Source organism: Paenibacillus sp. MAHUQ-63 (assembly GCF_028765165.1).
Taxonomy (GTDB): Bacteria; Bacillota; Bacilli; order Paenibacillales; family NBRC-103111; genus Paenibacillus_E.
This window is the reverse complement of sequence record NZ_JARADB010000008.1, coordinates 195,473-214,432: the sequence shown is the minus strand read 5'-3', so window position 1 is coordinate 214,432 and position 18,960 is coordinate 195,473. Positions and strand designations below refer to the sequence as shown.

The following is an 18,960-nucleotide window of genomic DNA, read 5'->3' as shown; positions in this document are numbered from 1 at the left end:
AAGCACCGAAGTGCTCCGCTCGACTTGCATGTATTAGGCACGCCGCCAGCGTTCGTCCTGAGCCAGGATCAAACTCTCCATAATAGTTGAACGATTGCTCGCTCATTTATTGAAAGCTGAATAGCTCTATTGACTTGCTAGCGAGATTATTAATCTCATGTTTGAACGATTGCTCGCTCAAGTTTACTCACTCGTTGTTCAGTTTTCAAAGATCAATGTCTTTCGCTCACTACCGCGTTTCCGAAGCAGCGAAATGTAATATACCATATCGTTTTTTACTTTGCAACTCTTTTTTTAAAATCTTTTTTCGAGCTGCTTCCAACCGACATGTCCTGCATGTCTTGCGGCCGGAATGACAATATAACATGTCCGATATCCCAAATGCAAATGTTTTATTTTCCCATTTATGCAACAAAAAACACCTGCTAATAACGCAGGCGCAATGGCACATCTAATCTTGAATTGTATAGCTGTTAACGATCGCAGCAGCGAACGTAACGCGATTGTTTCGGAAGAAGTGGAACAAGATCCGCGCTTCCGATCGTTCCTCATCATAGTTGGGAAAGTTAAAGAAATCGTCATCCGCCCACCCATCGCGCCGCAAGCTTTCGATCGACTCTGCAATAATTCCTGGAATCACCGGTTTCATTATGGTTGACATGATCCTCACTCCTCAGCTTTCTATGTATTGTATTCTCAAGTCCCAGCCCCGTTTAATACTCCATCGTTATAACGGGTGTACCTGCAGTCAACCGCCATTGACCTGTCGTCGATTCCTGATGCAGGGCAAGCTGTAGGTTGACCTTGTGGTTCCCGCTTTGGACGGAGGTCTGGAACTCATCCGTTGCCACTGACCTGCTGATCGTGGAGGAATCACTGTAACCTTCAACGATGCTGCCCTTGAAATCACGAGCGAGTTGCGAGACCAGTTCTTCCGCACCATTGTGCCTAGCCTGTTCCTGTTCTTGTTCATTCACATACCCCTGCACCATCACATTCCACTGGCCTTGAATGCCGAGCCTCTTCAACGCATCCCCGGCTTCCTCCTGCCACTTCAGCCACTCCGCTTGTTCGGCTTCCTCAGATGCATCGAGCCGCAAGACGACGTAGCAGCCGTGCTGACCTTCCGGACTTGCCACGGTTAACGATACCACAGCTCCACCGGTAACCCCGGCTTGTACTTTATAAACCGGATGCCCGTTAGACTCACCCAAAACGTTAACCTGCGCTATATCAAAGGCTCGAGAAAGTTTCAAGCCTGTTGGCAGCAACGACGAGACCTTACCGGAACATGCGCCATAGTACCCTGTGTATTTCAATGTGACTTGCTGCTCAGCTGCCATATAGGGTCTAACGGTGTTTAGAAGCTGAAGGGCTTCTTGCTCGCCGCGGGCATCCGCGTGACGAACCCAACCAAAGATAATCCCAAGAATCGATAAGGCGATAATGGCTTTAACCCAGTTCCTCTGCATATAAAAAGCACCCCGTCACTAGAATCTCCAACTCTAGTAAAAGGATGCCCAAATCTATCGAATACTAAACCCTGCGAGAGTTAAGTCTATTCCAGTTCTTTTTCCCGCCGCAAAATCTCCTCCATAGACGTATTAAGCGCGGCCTGCGGCCCTGGGAAGTGCTTTCGGTAATAAGCCAAATCCATCACGATCAGGAGAACGAGCATTCCCGCGACGGCATACCCAGCCATTTGATTCGGAGGAATGACCATGATTACACAGATGAAAATAATCCAGAGCAGCGCGATAACGGAGATCAAAGTGCTGTATTTTCCGAGATTCCAAGGCCCTAAATGCTTCTCTTGAAATCTTCCTTCGGCTTTGGCCCGCAGCTTAAGATAGATAGGAATGCCGTATGCGACATAGAGACCGACAACGCTAACCGCCGTCAGGAACGCAATCGTCGTGTAGGATGCATCCGGATTGACCGTTTTGATGATGTAATCGATGAACGCGAGGAGGAAGGAGAGGATGATGGCGAGCCAGATCGCATGGGCCGGCGTTCGATATTTCTTGGAGATCTGCGCCCATTTCGCGCTGAACGGCATCCCACGATCCCGGGAGAAAGCATACATCATGCGGGAGAAAGAGGTGATGGATGCGAGTCCGCAGAACCACATCGCCGCGGTGACCAGCCACAAGATGACGGAACCGAACGTGCCCCCAAGCGCTTCGGAGATGACGTAGATGAATGCGTTGCTCGAATTGGCGGCAGCACCGGCATCCTTGATGGACAGCGTAACGAAAGCCAGCATGATGAATCCGATGACGAACGAATAGGCGACGGATGTGAAAATGCCCCAAGGCGCGCGGACACGCGGATCGATCGTCTCTTCAATTGTATGCGCCGAAGCGTCGTAACCGGTGAATGTCCACTGGGCTTGCAATAGCCCGATCAGGAAGGCCAGCATATACGGTTTATCCGAAAACGTTTCGCCTACTTGGAACAAATAAGCGACCGGGTTCAGGCTGCCTTTGGTGAAGAAGGCAAGAGACAGGACGAGCACCGCCACCACCGCGATATGATACCAGGCGGAGAAATCGTTCAGCTTGGCAACGATCCGAATGCCGATGTGGTTCAGAATGCCATGCGTCAGCAAGATGATGGTGAAGCAGATCAGCACGGTCGTATCGCTCGACGTATAGCCGAATACGCTCGCGATCAACGGATCGGCGAACAGCGCGACGGAGTAATCGATCCCGGCGACAATGCCAATCTGGCCGATGAGGTTGATCCAGGCGGTGTACCAGCCCCAGCGTTTGTTCCGCAGGATCGCGGCCCAGTGGTACAAGGCGCCTGCCGTCGGAATCGCCGAAGCCAGCTCTGCCATCACAGCCGCGACGCACATGACGAAGAAGGCGACGATCGGCCAACCGAAGCCCATCATACCCGGTCCGCCGTACGTAAGCCCGTGGCCATATAAGGAAACGGCCCCGGTCAAGATGGAGATGATCGAGAACGAGATCGCAAAGTTGGAGAACCCGCCCATGCTGCGCAGCAGCTCTTGAGCATAGCCGAACTTGTTCAAATCGCTTTTGTCCCTGTCGTGATGATTGGAAGATACGCTCATCTTTACTCCTCCTCATCCGTAACTTAACGATGAATGCTCACAAGGTCATTTCCCTAAGAAGCTCTCATGCTTGCTTTCGTCGAATTCGCGAATGCTGCGGTTCGCGATGCGCACAATCCATCCTGCGAATAAGCATGTAATCGCGACAATCACGATTCCAATCGCCAGCCCCATATCGTCCACCTCCTTCATCAGAGTCGGAATCGCAAACGCGTGGACCAGGAACGATGTCAAATGTCCAGATGGACGCCGCTGGTTTGCTGCTCCAGCATCTTCTTCACGAGCGTGCCGATATGCGCGCCCGCTTCCAACGGCGAAGTCCCCCCGCGGTGTATGTTGGAGATAACGGAGCGGTCGCTCTCTACCGTGCCTCTGTGCGGCCTGTAACAAATGTAGGCGCTGAGCGATTTGGAGGAAACGAGCCCAGGCCGCTCGCCGATCAGCAGCACCAGCACCTCGGGCTGCAGCATGTCGCCGATATGATCCATGACCGCCACGCGGCCGCCACGAACAAAAAACGGAGTACCTGTGGATAACTCATAAGCGTGCAGCGAGTCGATCAGCGCCGGATATACATCGCTCAGATTGGCGTCCACTGCGTTCGCGCTCAATCCATCGGAGACGATGATTTGCACTTGCGGACGCATCAGACATCTCTGCCGAATGAGGGCCATACCCTCATCCGTGACGATACGCCCCATATCCGGGCGTTTCAAGTAGTTCTCCGTACTCCCGTAACGTGTTTCAACCGTGAACAAGCCGAATTGATCCAGAAGCGCCTGGCTGACTTGACCGTAGATGGAATCAACGGCAGCGGCATGGTCGCGGCGGAACTTCAGCACCTCGCGGGTGAGCGCCCTCGTCCCCGAGCGCCATACGCCAATGCGCGAAGGTGTGCTGGCGAGCAGCTCATGCATCCCCTCCTCCCATTTGGGACTCGGGATATGGGACTCAGGCTCTTCGGCGGCAGGGATCGGAACATCCTCCGCAGAAGTCGGCGGAAGGCGGGACGCGGACAGCTTCTTCTCGAGCTCCGCCATGACCTTATCCACCAGCGCATCGATGGGGAAAGCATCATTCATTGTGTGCGGCCTCCTTCACATAAAAAGGGTCGGGTCTCCAGCCAGCGGCGTTAGCCGGCCGTTCTCCATAAGGCCCATCTTCACCAGCCACTGTTCGAACGCCGGCGCCGGCCGCAGCCGCATCAGCTCGCGCAGAGTGGCGATATCGTGATAGCTGGTCGACTGGTAATTGAGCATGCAGTCATCCGCCATCGCCACGCCAATCAAATAATTCACGCCTGCAGCGGACAGCAGCACAGCCAAATTGTCCATATCGTTCTGGTCCGCCTTCATATGGTTGGTATAGCACACATCCACGCCCATGGGCAGCCCTTGCAGCTTCCCCATGAAGTGGTCCTCCAGACCGGCCCGAATGACCTGCTTGCTGTCATACAAGTACTCGGGTCCGATGAAGCCGACGACCGTGTTCACGATGAACGGCTTATAGCTGCGGGCCAAGCCGTAGCAGCGGGACTCCAGCGTGACCTGGTCGATGCCGTGATGCGCTTCGGCGGACAGTTCGGAGCCTTGGCCCGTCTCGAAATACCACAGGTTCGGCCCGGTGCCGGTGCCTTCCCGCGCGATTAGCTCATCGGCTTCGTCCAGCAAAGCGACATCGATGCCGAACGCCTTATTGCCATCTTCCGTTCCCGCCAAGCTCTGGAACACCAAATCCGCCGGAGCACCCTGGCGAATGGCGCGCATTTGCGTTTTGATATGAGCCAATACGCAGTTCTGCGTCGGGATCTGCCACTTCGCCATCACCTCTTTGGTCATCTGCAGGATGTTCTTCACGCTGTCCGCCGAATCGATGACCGGATTGACGCCAATCACGGCATCGCCGATGCCGTAGCTCAAAGCCTCGTACAAGGCCGCCCGGATGCCGGGAAGACTGTCCGTCGGATGGTTGGGCTGAGCGCGTCCGGCAAGCACGCCCCTCTGGCCGATAGCAATGTTGCAATGTGTCGTGACTTCCATCTTCGAGGCGGCCTGCACCAGATCCAGATTGGTCATCAGTTTGGCGGCTGCGGCAACCATCTCGCTCGTCAGACCTCGGGAAATCCGCCGAATCTCCGCGTCCCCCGTCTCCTGCCGCAGCAAATATTCGCGCAGCTCGGCCACTGACCAGCCCCTCACCTCGGCGTACATTTGCTCATTCAGGCTCATCTCGATCACCCGCGACACTTCATCGGTTTCCGGCGGCAGCAAGGGATGGTTACGGATGTCTGCGAGCGTCAACCCGGCGAGCACCTCCTTGGCGGCGATGCGCTCCTTCGCGTCCCGCGCGCCGATGCCGGCAAGCTGGTCGCCGGATTTCTCCTCATTCGCTTTGGCCAGCACTTCCTTCAAATCGCGGAATTGGAAGGTTGTGCCGAGCAGCGTTGTTTTCAAGTTCAAGGGCGTCCGCCCTCCCCTCCTCGCTGGAATGCCAGCGTTTTGACGACGACGGGGATCATAATGCCGGATAAAGGTTCGCCGAGATCGATGTAATCCCCGTGCTCCACACGGACTTGATCGATACAGATCACCTTCGGTCGCTGCCCGCACCGTCTCGCCAAGGATTGGCCGAACGCTTGGGCGATATCCGTTTCACAGATGACGACGATGGCATCACTCTCTGGAAAATGACGGCTGTAGCTGGCGTGAAGCAATTCCGCTGCCCGCTGGAGCGATGCGTACGTCAAATGACCCGTCCCCGACATCGCCAGAGCGAACGGGAGCGAGCGCTCCCCCGCGTACAAGCTTGCGCCGGTTACCAATAGCCGTTCCAGCGCCAGAGCAAGCCCGCCATCCGGCTCCAGCAGCCGCGCATCCAACTCCAGCTTGAGCACGGGCAGATTGCGGACCGGCAGCAGCGCTGCATCGGCATGAACGGTGGCGCCGCTGATCTCCGTGCTCTGCATCCCCGCGCCGATGACGGTCGCGCGGACAGTCTGCTCAGCCGCCGCATGGCGGATCGCATATCCGGCGGCGAGCTCCTTCCAGGCTTGCGCCAGCAGCAAGCCGATATCGCCATGCCGCGCCGCCTCCGCCATGCTCTCCGGCGGCATCGCCGCCAGCAGCTCGCCGATGCCTCCCGATACCGTCCATTCTTCTATAGAAGGAACGGACAATAACGGCTCGCCGAGCAGCAGGGCGCGCAGCGGCGCCTCCGGCTGGCTGCGCCCGCTTAAGTGATCCATCATGCACCGGCACATGGATCGCGCGAGCTCCTTCAGCCGCGGCAGGCCGGGCCTGTCGCCGGGCTGAAGCCGGATCCCGCTCGCCGCCAGCCACGGGCGGAGCGACGGCGAGACCTCGCGCACCGTGCCCTCGGCATCGATGCGGACCAGCCTGCCGCCGACGCGGAAGGTCACCGTGCCTGCGAGCTTGCCGCGCCGGAAAACCGCCGCGTTGGCCGTTCCCCCGCCGATGTCGATGTTGCAGGCAGCGCCGCGCAGCTGCATGGAGCGCCGCTCGGCGCCTGCGCCTTTCCCGGCGAGCAGCCCTTCCAGGTCGCTGCCCGCGGTCGCGACGACGAAATCGCCCGCCCGCTCGGCCAGTTGATGAAGAATATGCTCCGCATTCTTGAGGTTCGCGGTCTCGCCGGTAATGATAACGGCGCCGGACTTCACGGCATCCGGCCGAATGCCCGCCTCTTCGTACGCCGCCGTCACGATGCCCCAGATGCGCTCCGCATCGACTTCGTCACCGCTTATGAGCGGTGTGCTGTAAACGGGACTTGCGTAGAGCAGCTCCCGCTCCGCAATGTCGAAGCGCGGCAAGCTGAGCGCACCGGAGGCGCGGACGATTCGCAGCCGGGAGATGACCAGCTTCGTCGTACTCGTTCCAATGTCCAGACCGACACTCGTCATCCACTGTTCAGCCATGCGACCGTTCACCCGCTGCTCCGGACAAAAGGTTCACACCGTCCCGCAGGATGTCGGCCGCCAGCCTCGCAAGAGGAATTCGTGCCGCCATGCTTGCATCGCGCATACGGGCATAAGCCTCCTCCTCATGGACGCCAAGCTGTCGCATAACGAGGCCTTTCGCTTTCTCGATGACTTTGCGCTCCTCAATCGATTGCTGCAGCAGCTTGATATCGTGCTTCAGCGAGTCCATCTTCTCCTTCTGGCTCAAAGCGATCTCGACCGCCGGCAGCAGATCCTCCTCCGACACCGGCTTCACGAGGAAAGCGGCCACTCCCGCCTCACGGGCCTCCTTCACCAGCTCTCTCTGACTGTACGCCGTCAGAAGCAGTACCGAGGTGTCCGCTTGCAGCTTGCGGATGATGTTCGACGCCTTAATCCCGTTCATAACCGGCATTTTGATATCCATAATGGCCAGATCCGGCTTCACACGGGCAATCAATTCAATGGCTTCCTCGCCGTTCTTGGCTTCGCCTGCAACGAAATATCCGCCCTCCTCAAGCATTTCGCGAATATCCATACGGATGATCGGGTCGTCATCGACGACCACGATGGCGTTTCTCATGGCGCTTCCTCCTCCTTCTCCCGCTGGCGCGCTGCCGGAAACGTCAGCTGCACGTCGGTCCCTCGCTCATCCGTCATGATGTCAAGGACGCCGCCGAGATTTTCTGCGATGAGGGTTTCCGTGATTTTCAAACCGAGGTGGCCTTTGGCTTTGCCCGCTCCTCCCCCCATCTCCGGACGGAAGCCGACGCCGTCATCCGTCACCCGGACACGAATGAACGTATCCTGCCGCTGCAGCGAAACTTCGATATGTCCGGCGCGCCGCTCCCCGAAGGCATGCAGCACGCAGTTCTGGACCAGCTCGTTCACCACGAGCGCAAGCGTCGTCGCTACATCGGATTGCAGAACCAGTTCATCTCCGGTAATAACCGGGACGATCGTTTGCTCCGGTTTGGACGAGGAGGAAATGATGTTTTTGATAATCCGGTCGACCACCTCGCTGAACTGAATCGTTGCCAAGCCGTCGAAAGCCAGCATTTCATGAATGACGGCAATCGAATTAATCCGGTTGATGCTGTCGCGGTACACCCGCTCCACCTCTTCGTGCTTCGTTCTGCGCATCTGCAGCCGGAGCAGGCTGGAGACGGTTTGCAAATTATTTTTGACCCGATGATGAATTTCTTTGATGACCGCCGACTGGATGACGAGCTGCTTCTCCTTCTCCTTCAATTCCGAAATATCGCGGAGCAAAATAATCCCGCCGACCTCCCGCTGATCCCTATAAATGGACATGACCTTCAAATCAAAGGTCACCTGCCCGATCTGCAGCTCCTGATGAAGGAGACCCGAACGGCCGGACACCGCCAATTTGCCATAAAACAGCGGAACGACCGGAGAACCGGCAGCAGCGTCGGCGTGGCCGATATCCCTCAGCATGTCGAGCGCGCGAGGGTTCGTGTACGTGACCCGTTCCCTGTCGTCGAAGACGATAATCCCTTCATGCATCAGCGACTGCATGCTGCCTTGCGACATCGCTACGTTAAGCAGCGTTTCGCTGAGCCCCTCAGTCGTTGCCATGAGCCGGGTCACATTCTTCTCCTGCTCCAGCTTGTGAGAAATATCTTGCTCCATGATCAAAGCACCAATGACTTGACCCGTTCTGGAGCGGATCGGGACGACATTCTGCTGGATCGCAATCTGCTCCTGAGAGATGCCTCGCGAACCGATGACCGGTTGACCGGACAGCAAGCAGTACATGACGGCAGGTTCATTTTGCACAAACGCGTGCTGCCCGACGACGGAGGAGGTGTACAAGGAGGAACCTGTGCAAGGGTGCGCCTGGGCAACGACGAGCGCCGAGCCTGGGTCCGGAAGCGGACAATCAATGAAGACATCCGATTCGGAGACATCGGCAATCAGCGGCAGGTGAACCGCCATCTCCTGGATCGTTCGAGCATCCTCTTCGCTCAAACGCGTATACATTGCGCACATTTCCATAATGGAGGCCATGGGGAATCCCTCTTCATTCATTAAGTTCAGCGCCGGACGATTTGCATAAGTTTATGTTTCAACTCCGAAATGCCTTCATTCACAGCAGCGGAGGTCAGCACGATTTCGCCTTCCGGCAGCGACTGCCTCAAGAGAGCGATAGCCCGGTCGATATCGGCCAAGGGATGATCGATTTTGGTCACCGCCCCCAACGTTCGGATAGGAAAGCCCTGTTCGAATCCAGGCGGCAGAAAGCTCCTGTCCCGCGTGGCGTCCTGCACGAGCAGCACGACAGCCGCCTCATGCGAGGTGGCCATCAAGGACCGGTAATACAGCGGGTTCTCGCTGTACTCGCCGGGCGTATCGATGGTCCAATCGCGATATGTAAGGCTTTGCGTCTTGGAGGCCGGATCCCGCTCCCCGAATAAGGCTTTGATGAGGGTGGATTTGCCTGCACCGACACCGCCGATGATCATCACTTTCTTCATGGGCTAAGACCTCGTGACAGGTGCCGTAGCAAACTTCAGCTTCTCCAGCAAAAAAGCGTTCACGGCCGCAATCGCCATCTCCACGGCAGCCACTTCCCCCGTGAGCACGAGCGATCCGGTGAAGCGGTCCAAATAGCCGATGCCCACATCGGCCGCTTTGGTCGCCACATCGGCGGCGATGATTGCCGTTTCGGTCGGCGTCAGCGTGAGGATGCCGATAGCGCTGCGCCCCTCAAGACCAAGCTTCGCGTACAGAGACGGATCGGGGCTGGCGATCACATGAGCGAGCGTCAGCTGCTTGCCCGGCACATATTCTTGAATGACTCTCATCTTCTGCTCTTCCATGTTTCCTCCTCGGCTTCCTTCGCGACCTCGAAGCTGTCGACAATACCTACGATCATCGCGTCGATGGGCACCATTTTATCCGTGAACAACGTTCGGGCCGGACTGCCTCTGGATACGATCACACGTTCGCCAATCCCCGCCCCAATGCGATCTGCGGCAACAACAGGCGTACCGGCCCCGGTCCCGTTGAAATCCATCGGTTGAATGACGAGCAGCTTCAGGTTGTCCATACCGGCTTCCTTCTGCGTCGCCCATACGCTGCCGATGACTTTGCCATAGAACATGGACCTCACCCTTCCCCTATGAATTCAACTGCGATGTTCCGCTCTTTCAACATGTCTTGCGCCAGCGCAGAAATGATTGTCCGCTTGCCGACTCTTAACGTGCGAAACGGCCGTGCCGCGAGCTCCCGCGCGAGCCAATCCGCCGAGACCAATCTCCCTTCGCAGATGAGGGGGGCGGTTGCGGGGGCTGACGTTACATGGGGTTCGGATGCTTCCGGCGCATTGGGTCCAGAAGCTTCGGGTCCAGACATTTCGGATGCAGGCGCTTCGGGCGCCAGGGCCGGGGGTTTGCCGAGCTTGCTTGCCGCTCTTTCGGCGAGCAGCTTCACGGGCGCGAATTCGACGCCGTACATTTGCAGCTCCATCATGTAATAATCCAACAGATTGCGGTAAGGCTTAGGCAGCGTCAATGTTTGCAGCGTGCGCCGGTCAGCCCTCTTCAGCCCTGATATGTCCTCGCCGATGAGGACGAATTTCTGCTGGACAAGCGCGGAGAAAATAATCTCCGAAATCATCGTCCCTTTCAGTCCGAGCGCCGCTCTGGCCGCATTGTCCAGATCAATCTCCGGAATGACGATACCCTCATATTCCATCGGCACTTCGAGCGGGGATGGCGCGAACTCATCGGCGGCAATCGTTCGGCCCCGCCCGCCGCACTCGATCCGGTGCTTGCCCAGCCAGCAGGAGGCTTCGCCGTCCAGGAACAAGCGGTCATGGTCAATGCCGTGAATATTTAAGGTGATAAAATGATCCGTAAACGCCTCATGCGCCGTGCTGTCGTAAAAGAGGTAGAGCACCTTCGGCCTGGGCAGCTCCTGCTTCACAAGCTCGCGAACGATCGCTTCGACCATCTGTTTGATTTCCACCTAGCGCCGCCTCCTCTCGGCATGTGTGCCGGCATCGTTCTCGTCATCGTTTTCGTTATCGCTCCTGCGGATCAAACGAACCATATCGCCCGTGCCGAGCATGGCGGCATTCGCTTCATCCCGGTCGATGTGGAAATCCAACGAAAACTGCGGGCTCACCCGTACCGTCACATGCCCGAAAATAACCGGCCGCTCACCCGCAGCCTGCAGCATAATGGGCTCCCCATGCTGTAGTCCAAGGCGCTGTGCATCCTCCGGAGAGGCATGGACATGATTGCGGGCGACGATTAAGCCTTGGGGAACGACGACCGAGCCGCTCGGCCCTATGAGCGTAATCCCCGGCGTGCCCGCAAGATCGCCCGAAAGCCGCAACGGCGGGTGAACGCCGAGCTCGAAGCCGTCCGTGCGCGAAATTTCCACTTGCGTCGCACCGCGCGAAGGGCCCAGGATGCGTACGTTCGCGATGCAGCCCTTCGGCCCCTGAAGCGTCACCGTTTCGCTGGCGGCGAACTGCCCCTTCTGCGACAGCTCGCGCAGCGGCGTCAGTCTGCGGCCCTTGCCGAACAGCGCCTCGACGTCGCCGGGCGAGAGGTGGGCGTGCCGGTTGGAGACGCCGACCGGGATGAGCACAGGCTCCGCCGCTGAGCACGGATTGGCGGTCGGGCTTGAGGCCGCGCGCTGCAAGACGATTCCCCGCTCCTTCAAGAAATCGGCGGCTGCAGGGGTGAGCATATCCCGATCCGTGATGGGAAACGGATTCGGCAGCCCCCGGATCAACTGCGTTCGGAGGTACGTTTCCGTAATGAGCGCCATCGGCTGCTACCCTTCGAGCTTCGGAAGGATGAACTCGATGTCCGAATGCGGACGCGGAATCACGTGCACGGAAACGAGCTCGCCCACCTTCTCCGCTGCGGCAGCCCCGGCATCCGTAGCGGCTTTGACCGCACCGACGTCGCCTCTGACCATTACGGTTACTAGCCCGCCGCCGACATGAACTTTGCCGACCAGCCTCACATTCGCCGCCTTCACCATCGCGTCCGCCGCTTCGATCGAACCTACCAAGCCCTTCGTCTCCACCATACCTAAAGCGGCCAATTCACCTGCCATTGCGATCTCCTCCTTTGATAATTGCGATATTTTATTTCCGCTGCATCTCGGCAAGCACGTTCCTCACGATTTGCGCAACTTCCTCGCGTGTAATGCCAAGCGGATGGGCACTTGCCAAACTTTCCGCCATTTGCCGGGCGAATGGCTCGGCATCGGAGCCGGAACCGGATCCGGGACGGGGAATCGGAGTCTCTCGAACCGGTTCGGCGACGGGCATCTCCTTGATGCCGAAAGCCACACGTTTGATGTTCAGCAAATGCTGCGGCCCGATATTGTCCGAGGTGATGTTGTTGCCTGCGGTTCCGCAGCCCAGCGTCATCGAGGGAAAGATCCCCGTTGTCGCGCCTATGCCGCCGAACGTCGTTCCTGTGTTAACGACAATTCGAGATGCCGGCTTCTCAAGCCCGAACGCTTCGATCACGGACGCTTCTTCCGCGTGGATGCCGAGCGTATGGCCCAGACCGCCAAGGGTAAGCAGCTCGATGCACCTCTGGCACCCTTCCTGCCAGCCGCTGACTGTATATAAGGCAAGGACGGGGCTAAGTTTCTCCATGGAGAACGGATGTTCGGGACCGACGTGAGACTCCTCGGCAATCAACACCTGCGTCTCCTCCGGGATGGTGATGCCGGCCTCAGCTGCGATGACTTGCGGCGACCGGCCGACGATCCGCGGGTTCATGCCTTTCCCCACGGTGAGGATCGCCGCTACGTTGGCTTTCTCCTGTACGTTCAGGAAGTAAGCGCCTTGCCGCTGCAATTGTTCGATGAGCGCCGGTTTGACCGATTCATCGACAACCAAAGCCTGTTCGGAGGCACAGATCGTACCGTAGTCGAACGTTTTGCTCTGCAGAATGAGGCGTACCGCCCGCTCGATCTGCGCGCTCCGGTGAATATACACCGGTACATTGCCGGGGCCTACCCCATATGCGGGTTTGCCGGAGCTGTAGGCGGCCTTCACCATGGCCGTTCCGCCCGTAGCCAGGATGAGATCCGTCAGCTTGTGCCGCATCAGCTCCCCGCTCGCCTCCAGGGTCGGCTGCGAGAGGCAGTGAATGAGCCCCGGCGGAGCGCCCGCGCTCTCGGCCGCAGCCCGCATGACGGCCGCCGACTCCTGTGAGCAGCGAAGCGCCGACGGGTGCGGGGAGATGACGATCGCGTTGCGCGCCTTCAGCGCGATCATGCATTTGAATAGAACCGTCGAGGTCGGGTTCGTCGATGGGATGATCGCCGCTATGGTACCTACGGGCTGCGCGATGTCCCATACCTGTCTGGCTTCATCCTTGCGGATAATGCCGACCGTTTGCATGTCCTTCATCGCGGAGTAGACCTCCTTCGCGACGAACAAATTTTTCGCCTTCTTGTCGGCTGCCTTCCCGAAGCCCGTCTCCTGCACGGCCAGCGCGCCCAGCCGCTCCGCCTCTTGTTCAGCCGCATGGGCCATAGCCGCCACGATGGCGTCTATCTGCGGCTGGGACATGGTTTCCAGGAGCTTCTGCGCTGCTCTCGCCTCCTGCAAGCAATTGCGCACCTCCTGGATCGCCTGCAAATCGCTGTCCAGCTTCATGTCGCCGGCTCGCCTCCTTCACCCTCCAGCTCCGTGAAGAGCCGGATCAGCTCCGCTTTGCTGACCAGCTGGAGATCACGCCCCGTGAGCGGGAACTTCGGCGTGCTGTGAGCCAGCTCGCGAAGCTGGGCTACGCTCATTTTGCTCCAACGCGCTGCGGGCAGCTCCTGCTTCGCTGCGGTCGGCGCTGGTTTCGGTGCCGGCGCTTGGGAGACCGCCTCCGCTCCCTGCAGCATCGTATAGACGGAGGGGTCCGGGCGCGGGATGACCTGCGTACCGAGCAGCCTGCCTACCCTCGCCGCCTCCGCCGCTCCGGCATCGACAGCCGCCTTGACCGCAGCCACGTCGCCCCATATATAAACCGTGACAATGCCGGCGTCCGCCTTCTCGTATGCCGCCACCTTGACATCCGCCGTTTTCGCTGCGGCATCCGCCGCCGCAATCAGAGCCGGTAAGCCATGCGTTTCAATCATGCCTAAGGACATCCGCTGTTGATCCATTATGCCAAGCACCTGCCTTCTAATAGCCTATTCGCTTCGGGTCGCGCGCGATGCCCCGCACGGCATCCGCGAACGCCTCCGCCGCCGCCGTGCACGCCGACTGGCTGCCCGTCAGCAAGCCTCCCGCGAAATTCGTCTCTGTCGGCGGACCGAAGAATTTGCACATGCGCACATCCGCAGCTTTGAGTGCCGCATCGAGACCGTACACCGCCTCCAGTGGCGGCGCGATCAAGTAGGCCAGCGGCTCGCCCTCGGCAATGTCCGCTTCCTTGGAGAGGTACGCGCCTGTTCGGGAGACCACATGCGCATAGTACGCGTGCGAGCCCTCCTCATTAAGGGCGTAGAAGCAGGCGCCGGTCTCCATCACTTGGATGGCGGCGTCCAGCCCGCTGCGCACCTCGTCCGGCGATGCGCCGCCGATGATGCCGATGAACTCGCCGGACAGCGGACCGGACGCATGACCCGCTCCCGCGTAGAACGAGCGGGCATACACCACTTCGACGGCCGCCTTCTTCGTCGCTTCGTCGATTGCCGTGTAGCCGACATCGTCGATGGTTGAGGTTAGGAGACCGAGGCTGCGGATGCCCGGCCTTAACGACAGCTGCTGCGCCAGTCCGGCGTCGGCGTTCGGGATGATGCGGACGGCGAGCGGTACGGCGCGTATCGGTTTTTGATTGTGGTTCACATGGCTCACATCCCTCACCTCATCGCCTCGATGCTGATAGCAAAAAAGCGCCCCGGTACGGAGAACGGCTCGACGTTCTAAGACCTGAGGCACCTTTGCCTGTTGTATGCTTTTGTTAATGGATATGCTGTGCGAAGGGTGGATATGCCTCCTTATACGGCCGGCAGCAGCTTGTTCAAAGGGGGCGGTGCTCCTCAGACAAATCTAACGGACTCAGCGGCCGTTAATCTGGCAAAAAGCATCACGATGTGCCGCTAACGGACACCAGCGTCCTTATTTGCTGATTTCGTAGGGAAATCAGGTTCAACTAGAGCGATTAACTGCACGGGTGTCCGTTAGATAATCGATGAGCCCATTTTTCTTCGAATAGAGGCTTCTCTGTCCGTTAGCGAGGCTATAAGGCACGTCGCTGCATTCGCCAGAACGTATGCCGGCACGCAGCCCTACGGATCGATCCTTGATCGTTGCTCGGCCATGATCCGCCCCCAAAAAAATAAGGGGCAAGCCCGTTCGCTCGCCCATAACCCAGAGAGGCGCGCAGCCTCCCTCCCTTATGTAATTATTAAGCCCCTACGTCCGTCTGGCCTTTTCTTCGCACCGCACTGATGATCATCGTGCCTACGAACACTGCGATCAGCAGCGAGAAGAAGACCGCATGCGAGATGTGCACGCCAAATGCGCCAAGAATCATTTTGAGTCCAATAATAATGATCAAAACGAAAGCGGCCTTCTCCAGCTCCGGGAACTTCTCGATCAGCCGCAGGAATACTTGCGCCACTCCACGCATCATCAGTACGCCCAATATACCTCCTAGGAATAAGACCCATACCTTGTCGCTCACCCCGAACGCAGCCAGGACGCTGTCCACGCTGAAGGCAATATCCATCAACTCAACAGCCAGCACCGTTCTCCAGAACGAGAAAGCTTTGCCCTCGACCTGCTCATCTTCCTCTTCTTTCTTAAGAAAGAGGTTGCTGATAGCGATCCATAGCAAGTACAGGCCGCCGAGAACTTTGATCCACGTAATTTGGACCAGGAACGTCCCCACGCCAATCGCCAGAAAGCGGAACACATAAGCCCCAATCAGCCCATAAAAGAGAGCTTTCTTCTGCTGCTCTTTCGGCAGATGCCTCACCATCACCGCCAGCACGAGCGCGTTGTCCGCAGACAATAGTCCTTCCAGCACAACCAAGGTGCCGATGATCCCCCAGCTGACTGGGTCGGTAATGGTCGTTTTCAGAACATCCCAACTGAAGAAATTCGTAAAATTTTGAATAAAGCTAGCCAAAAAATCCAACATTGCTTTGCCGATCTCCTTTCATTCGTCCATCAATGATTTGCTGCCTGCCACCCAACGTAGTCCCCGGTTATAGGCTTATCGAGCTCCCGGTGCCCGGAATCATATTGTCACCGTTCCGAACATGGCGACCGCACACATCGGAAACCGGCTGCTATGCTCGTCCATTTTCATGATAATGGGATTGAGCGTTAGGTGGCGGCGACGGTGCTGATCCCCTCACCGCATCCACACCGGAATTGCCAAACAGTGCTCCGAGCCGCCGGAGAAACCTGCAGCTGCCACGTTAAACTTCCACTCGCCATTATATCTGTATAATTCTCTGACGACAATGGTGGTTTCGACCGAGAATTGCTTTCCGATTTTGTTGCCGGCAGCCGGTTAGTCAAGCCAGACTTGACGAGCCGACAGATTCTATTCGAAATTTCATATACATTTCCCGCTAAAATCAGTGAATCCATTATCAGGAGGGGAAGAAACCTGCCGGATACAAAAAAGGTGACCCTCCGGTCACCCTAACTCTTTTTAACGCTCTAATCCCTCCCTACAGTTCCACCCGGAACTCATCCCGCAGCCCCGCCTGTTGGTCGCAAACAAGCTCCCCTTGCACATACACCCGCAACCGTTTCCCCGTCCCCGTCCGGCTAACCTCCAGATCGAAGGCCGTTCCGAACGCCCTCACGTCCCGCAAAGCAGCCTCCTGCCAGCTCGAGGGCAGCTGCGGGTTGCACGTGAAGCTCCGGAAGCCTGTCGGCCTGATGCCGAACAGGCCCTCCGTAAAGACGCGGGCGAAGAGCCCGCTCTCCGCCGACAGCTGGCGCTGATTCCCCTCCGGGTACGCCTCTACGAAATAAGGCACATGCTCCCCGAGCAGCCGTTGGCGTGTGATAGCGGTCAAATGCTGCAAAGCCAAGTCCGGCTCTCCCGCAGCAAAAACACCGCGAAGCGCATACAGCGTCGCCCGGTCCCAGAACGTCGTATCGCCCGCTTGGGTACATAGCCCGTTCTCCGTCCACAACCTGGGCGAGAAGAGTGCCTGCAAGGTCCCCTCCTTCCGCTCGAACAAGCCCATCACCAAAGGCACGCAGATCCATGACCGCAGAATATCGTTGCCCTCATAATAGCGATAGGTTGCATAACCCTCGACATCCGCTGCAAAATACCTCTCAATCGCTCCCCGAAGCTCAGCCGCTTCCTCCAAGTAGTATTTCTCAACCGTCAACGTATGTTTCCCCATTGCCTTGGCGAGCATGGCCGTGCTGCGCAAAGCGTCATACACCAAGCAAGAGGTAAACAGGTTCGCCTCCCCGGAAGGAAAACGGTTCTCCAACTCATCCGAATCGCTGCGGATCACGCCGTGCTCGTTCTTCTGCCGTCTACAATATTCAAGCGACCAGACGATGCCCGGCCACAGCTTCTCTGCAACTTGCGGATCGCCATTCGCCATACAAAACCTGGCCGCCCCATAAGCATACATCGCCGCATCCCCGCGATCGCCTGCTCCGTTCCAATAATCGGTCCCTTCGGCGATGAGGCTGGAAACCAGCGGCTTGCTGAATAACGGGCCCATGTGGTTCATATACAAGGAGTAGCCGTTAATGCTTTGTTCGATCCCTGCCTCATACCCTAGAAAAGGAAAGAACGGATTGATATACTCGCACTGGTCATTGGTCCATAATGCCGCATAATAGTCACCACCGCCGGGTCCATGCATCAAGCCGTTACGGGTTAGGAAAATACTTTCGCTGCCGCGCAGTTTCGCGTAGTTGAATGCAGCGTTCAATGTACGATCCGGCGTTTCCAGCCGAAGGGCGCCGAACCATTGCTCCACCAAATCGAGCCGCTTCCGCTCTTCCGCATGCGCATTCACAACAAGAACCCGGTTCAGCGGGGCCGCACTAAATAGGCAGTAATACGTGTGGCTCTCTCCCGGTTCCATACTCCGATAATTATAGCAGGCGTTATTGGACACATACTCGCTGTCCGAGTTGGCCAAATTCGCTCTAAGCTCGTACGAGCCTGCCACGCCCGCCGCCGGATCTGTCACATGCAGGTACGCCGGCGCGTTCACTTCGACCTCCAAAATTTTGGCCGCACAGTTGCGTATCGTCACTTTCTCGATCACCGCCGCCTCGTCTACGGCCGGCATCAGTTTACGCACGATTTCGAGGCCCTGCTTGGTTATACTCGTAATTTCGAGAAATCCCCGAATTCTAATCAGACGCGGATACTCGCTCTCAACCGGCTGCCCGTCGACCTTTATGACGGCTGAAGCCTCCAAGCCGAAATTGTGCGATAAGCTCCCCCTCGTATCATTAGGAATGGTGCGCAAACCCGGAAAAACCGCATGCCGGTTCAGCTTCAGCTCACCACCGTCGCCCACACCATAACTGACGATGACCGAAACCTGAAACCCGCTCATCTCTATATGATCGTAATGAGGAAGACGCTTATCCTGCGAGATGTCCCACACGATGCCGCCATCCTCGTCCAACACATGCCGTAAGGCGTCCCCATCGCCCGTCTTGCCGCCCGTATCGCACCAGTCGGGGAAAACGCGCGGGCGCTGCTCTTTTGCACGCATAGTTGACCTCCTATCGCCATATCTTTTCATATGTCATGTCCTATTGTATTTAAGGTAACCTCACTTCATGATCGGAAAAATTGTCCGCGCCTCCCCGGTTAGTTAATAACCTCAACGTTAGCTAGTAACATTCGGCACACATACTAAAAGCATTTTCACTACTTACAATGGATTGGAAACTTCGATAAAATATAAC

The 18,960-nt window shown here is 57.6% G+C and carries 21 protein-coding genes and 1 rRNA gene; all 22 read right to left on the bottom strand.

Features of this window, described 5'->3' with window-relative positions; all coding sequences use genetic code 11:
- A 16S ribosomal RNA gene (locus PUT07_RS31175) occupies positions 1-84 on the bottom strand; the annotation flags it as partial.
- A gap of 367 nt (positions 85-451) precedes the next feature.
- Complete coding sequence (locus PUT07_RS31170) at positions 452-661, bottom strand: hypothetical protein (protein WP_274472677.1); 210 nt, start codon at positions 659-661, stop codon at positions 452-454.
- Between the two features lie 52 nt (positions 662-713).
- Entirely contained in the window at positions 714-1,472 is a 759-nt protein-coding gene (locus PUT07_RS31165; RefSeq protein ID WP_274472676.1) for a YwmB family TATA-box binding protein, read from the bottom strand.
- A gap of 86 nt (positions 1,473-1,558) precedes the next feature.
- Positions 1,559-3,082, bottom strand: a complete 1,524-nt coding sequence (locus tag PUT07_RS31160; protein ID WP_274472675.1) for an amino acid permease — start codon at positions 3,080-3,082, stop codon at positions 1,559-1,561.
- A 45-nt stretch (positions 3,083-3,127) separates the two neighbouring features.
- Positions 3,128-3,256, bottom strand: a complete 129-nt coding sequence (locus PUT07_RS31155) for a hypothetical protein (RefSeq protein WP_274472674.1) — start codon at positions 3,254-3,256, stop codon at positions 3,128-3,130.
- Between the two features lie 56 nt (positions 3,257-3,312).
- Positions 3,313-4,164 carry an ethanolamine ammonia-lyase subunit EutC gene (gene eutC / locus PUT07_RS31150; protein ID WP_274472673.1) on the bottom strand — a complete coding sequence of 284 codons (852 nt, stop codon included), beginning with the start codon at positions 4,162-4,164 and terminating at the stop codon, positions 3,313-3,315.
- A gap of 15 nt (positions 4,165-4,179) precedes the next feature.
- Complete coding sequence (locus PUT07_RS31145; protein ID WP_274472672.1) at positions 4,180-5,541, bottom strand: ethanolamine ammonia-lyase subunit EutB; 1,362 nt, start codon at positions 5,539-5,541, stop codon at positions 4,180-4,182.
- On the bottom strand, positions 5,538-7,013 hold the full coding sequence (locus tag PUT07_RS31140) for an ethanolamine ammonia-lyase reactivating factor EutA (protein WP_274472671.1): 1,476 nt from the start codon (positions 7,011-7,013) through the stop codon (positions 5,538-5,540). The genes PUT07_RS31145 and PUT07_RS31140 overlap by 4 nt, the downstream gene beginning before the upstream one ends.
- Positions 7,006-7,617, bottom strand: coding sequence for an ANTAR domain-containing response regulator (locus tag PUT07_RS31135; RefSeq protein ID WP_274472670.1), 612 nt, complete (start codon positions 7,615-7,617; stop codon positions 7,006-7,008). Before PUT07_RS31135 ends, PUT07_RS31140 begins: the two co-directional genes overlap by 8 nt.
- The gene (locus tag PUT07_RS31130) at positions 7,614-9,065 is read right to left on the bottom strand and encodes a sensor histidine kinase (RefSeq protein ID WP_274472669.1); all 1,452 of its coding nucleotides are present in this window, start codon (positions 9,063-9,065) and stop codon (positions 7,614-7,616) included. The genes PUT07_RS31135 and PUT07_RS31130 overlap by 4 nt, the downstream gene beginning before the upstream one ends.
- A 26-nt stretch (positions 9,066-9,091) precedes the next feature.
- Positions 9,092-9,532, bottom strand: coding sequence for a EutP/PduV family microcompartment system protein (locus PUT07_RS31125; RefSeq protein WP_274472668.1), 441 nt, complete (start codon positions 9,530-9,532; stop codon positions 9,092-9,094).
- 3 nt (positions 9,533-9,535) lie between these two features.
- Entirely contained in the window at positions 9,536-9,877 is a 342-nt protein-coding gene (locus PUT07_RS31120) for a BMC domain-containing protein (protein WP_274472667.1), read from the bottom strand.
- On the bottom strand, positions 9,859-10,161 hold the full coding sequence (locus PUT07_RS31115) for a EutN/CcmL family microcompartment protein (RefSeq protein ID WP_274472666.1): 303 nt from the start codon (positions 10,159-10,161) through the stop codon (positions 9,859-9,861). Before PUT07_RS31115 ends, PUT07_RS31120 begins: the two co-directional genes overlap by 19 nt.
- Positions 10,162-10,166: 5 nt before the next feature.
- Entirely contained in the window at positions 10,167-11,027 is an 861-nt protein-coding gene (locus PUT07_RS31110; RefSeq protein WP_274472665.1) for a hypothetical protein, read from the bottom strand.
- Positions 11,028-11,840, bottom strand: a complete 813-nt coding sequence (gene pduL / locus PUT07_RS31105) for a phosphate propanoyltransferase (RefSeq protein WP_274472664.1) — start codon at positions 11,838-11,840, stop codon at positions 11,028-11,030.
- Between the two features lie 6 nt (positions 11,841-11,846).
- Positions 11,847-12,134: a BMC domain-containing protein gene (locus PUT07_RS31100; protein ID WP_274472663.1), complete on the bottom strand. Its 288-nt coding sequence runs from the start codon at positions 12,132-12,134 to the stop codon at positions 11,847-11,849.
- Between the two features lie 31 nt (positions 12,135-12,165).
- The gene (locus PUT07_RS31095; RefSeq protein WP_274472662.1) at positions 12,166-13,698 is read right to left on the bottom strand and encodes an acetaldehyde dehydrogenase (acetylating); all 1,533 of its coding nucleotides are present in this window, start codon (positions 13,696-13,698) and stop codon (positions 12,166-12,168) included.
- Positions 13,695-14,198, bottom strand: a complete 504-nt coding sequence (locus PUT07_RS31090) for a BMC domain-containing protein (RefSeq protein WP_274472661.1) — start codon at positions 14,196-14,198, stop codon at positions 13,695-13,697. The genes PUT07_RS31095 and PUT07_RS31090 overlap by 4 nt, the downstream gene beginning before the upstream one ends.
- A gap of 19 nt (positions 14,199-14,217) precedes the next feature.
- The gene (gene eutL / locus PUT07_RS31085) at positions 14,218-14,892 is read right to left on the bottom strand and encodes an ethanolamine utilization microcompartment protein EutL (protein ID WP_274472660.1); all 675 of its coding nucleotides are present in this window, start codon (positions 14,890-14,892) and stop codon (positions 14,218-14,220) included.
- A 553-nt stretch (positions 14,893-15,445) separates the two neighbouring features.
- The gene (locus PUT07_RS31080) at positions 15,446-16,183 is read right to left on the bottom strand and encodes a TerC family protein (protein WP_274472659.1); all 738 of its coding nucleotides are present in this window, start codon (positions 16,181-16,183) and stop codon (positions 15,446-15,448) included.
- A 216-nt stretch (positions 16,184-16,399) separates the two neighbouring features.
- Positions 16,400-16,543, bottom strand: coding sequence for a TerD family protein (locus PUT07_RS31075; protein ID WP_379241058.1), 144 nt, complete (start codon positions 16,541-16,543; stop codon positions 16,400-16,402).
- A 181-nt stretch (positions 16,544-16,724) separates the two neighbouring features.
- A complete protein-coding gene (locus tag PUT07_RS31070; protein ID WP_274472658.1) occupies positions 16,725-18,764 on the bottom strand; it encodes a hypothetical protein in 2,040 nt (679 codons plus the stop codon).
- Positions 18,765-18,960: the final 196 nt, after the last annotated feature.

Coding starts and splice junctions, on each gene's coding strand:
- PUT07_RS31100 (WP_274472663.1), bottom strand. CDS start 12,134: ATGGCAGGTGAATTGGCCGCTTTAGGTATGGTGGAGACGAAGGGCTTG.
- PUT07_RS31115 (WP_274472666.1), bottom strand. CDS start 10,161: ATGTTCTATGGCAAAGTCATCGGCAGCGTATGGGCGACGCAGAAGGAA.
- PUT07_RS31090 (WP_274472661.1), bottom strand. CDS start 14,198: ATGGATCAACAGCGGATGTCCTTAGGCATGATTGAAACGCATGGCTTA.
- PUT07_RS31170 (WP_274472677.1), bottom strand. CDS start 661: ATGTCAACCATAATGAAACCGGTGATTCCAGGAATTATTGCAGAGTCG.
- PUT07_RS31070 (WP_274472658.1), bottom strand. CDS start 18,764: ATGCGTGCAAAAGAGCAGCGCCCGCGCGTTTTCCCCGACTGGTGCGAT.
- PUT07_RS31155 (WP_274472674.1), bottom strand. CDS start 3,256: ATGGGGCTGGCGATTGGAATCGTGATTGTCGCGATTACATGCTTATTC.
- PUT07_RS31120 (WP_274472667.1), bottom strand. CDS start 9,877: ATGGAAGAGCAGAAGATGAGAGTCATTCAAGAATATGTGCCGGGCAAG.
- PUT07_RS31095 (WP_274472662.1), bottom strand. CDS start 13,698: ATGAAGCTGGACAGCGATTTGCAGGCGATCCAGGAGGTGCGCAATTGC.
- PUT07_RS31125 (WP_274472668.1), bottom strand. CDS start 9,532: ATGAAGAAAGTGATGATCATCGGCGGTGTCGGTGCAGGCAAATCCACC.
- PUT07_RS31080 (WP_274472659.1), bottom strand. CDS start 16,183: ATGTTGGATTTTTTGGCTAGCTTTATTCAAAATTTTACGAATTTCTTC.
- eutC (WP_274472673.1), bottom strand. CDS start 4,164: ATGAATGATGCTTTCCCCATCGATGCGCTGGTGGATAAGGTCATGGCG.
- PUT07_RS31160 (WP_274472675.1), bottom strand. CDS start 3,082: ATGAGCGTATCTTCCAATCATCACGACAGGGACAAAAGCGATTTGAAC.
- PUT07_RS31140 (WP_274472671.1), bottom strand. CDS start 7,013: ATGGCTGAACAGTGGATGACGAGTGTCGGTCTGGACATTGGAACGAGT.
- PUT07_RS31135 (WP_274472670.1), bottom strand. CDS start 7,617: ATGAGAAACGCCATCGTGGTCGTCGATGACGACCCGATCATCCGTATG.
- PUT07_RS31130 (WP_274472669.1), bottom strand. CDS start 9,065: ATGGCCTCCATTATGGAAATGTGCGCAATGTATACGCGTTTGAGCGAA.
- pduL (WP_274472664.1), bottom strand. CDS start 11,840: ATGGCGCTCATTACGGAAACGTACCTCCGAACGCAGTTGATCCGGGGG.
- PUT07_RS31165 (WP_274472676.1), bottom strand. CDS start 1,472: ATGCAGAGGAACTGGGTTAAAGCCATTATCGCCTTATCGATTCTTGGG.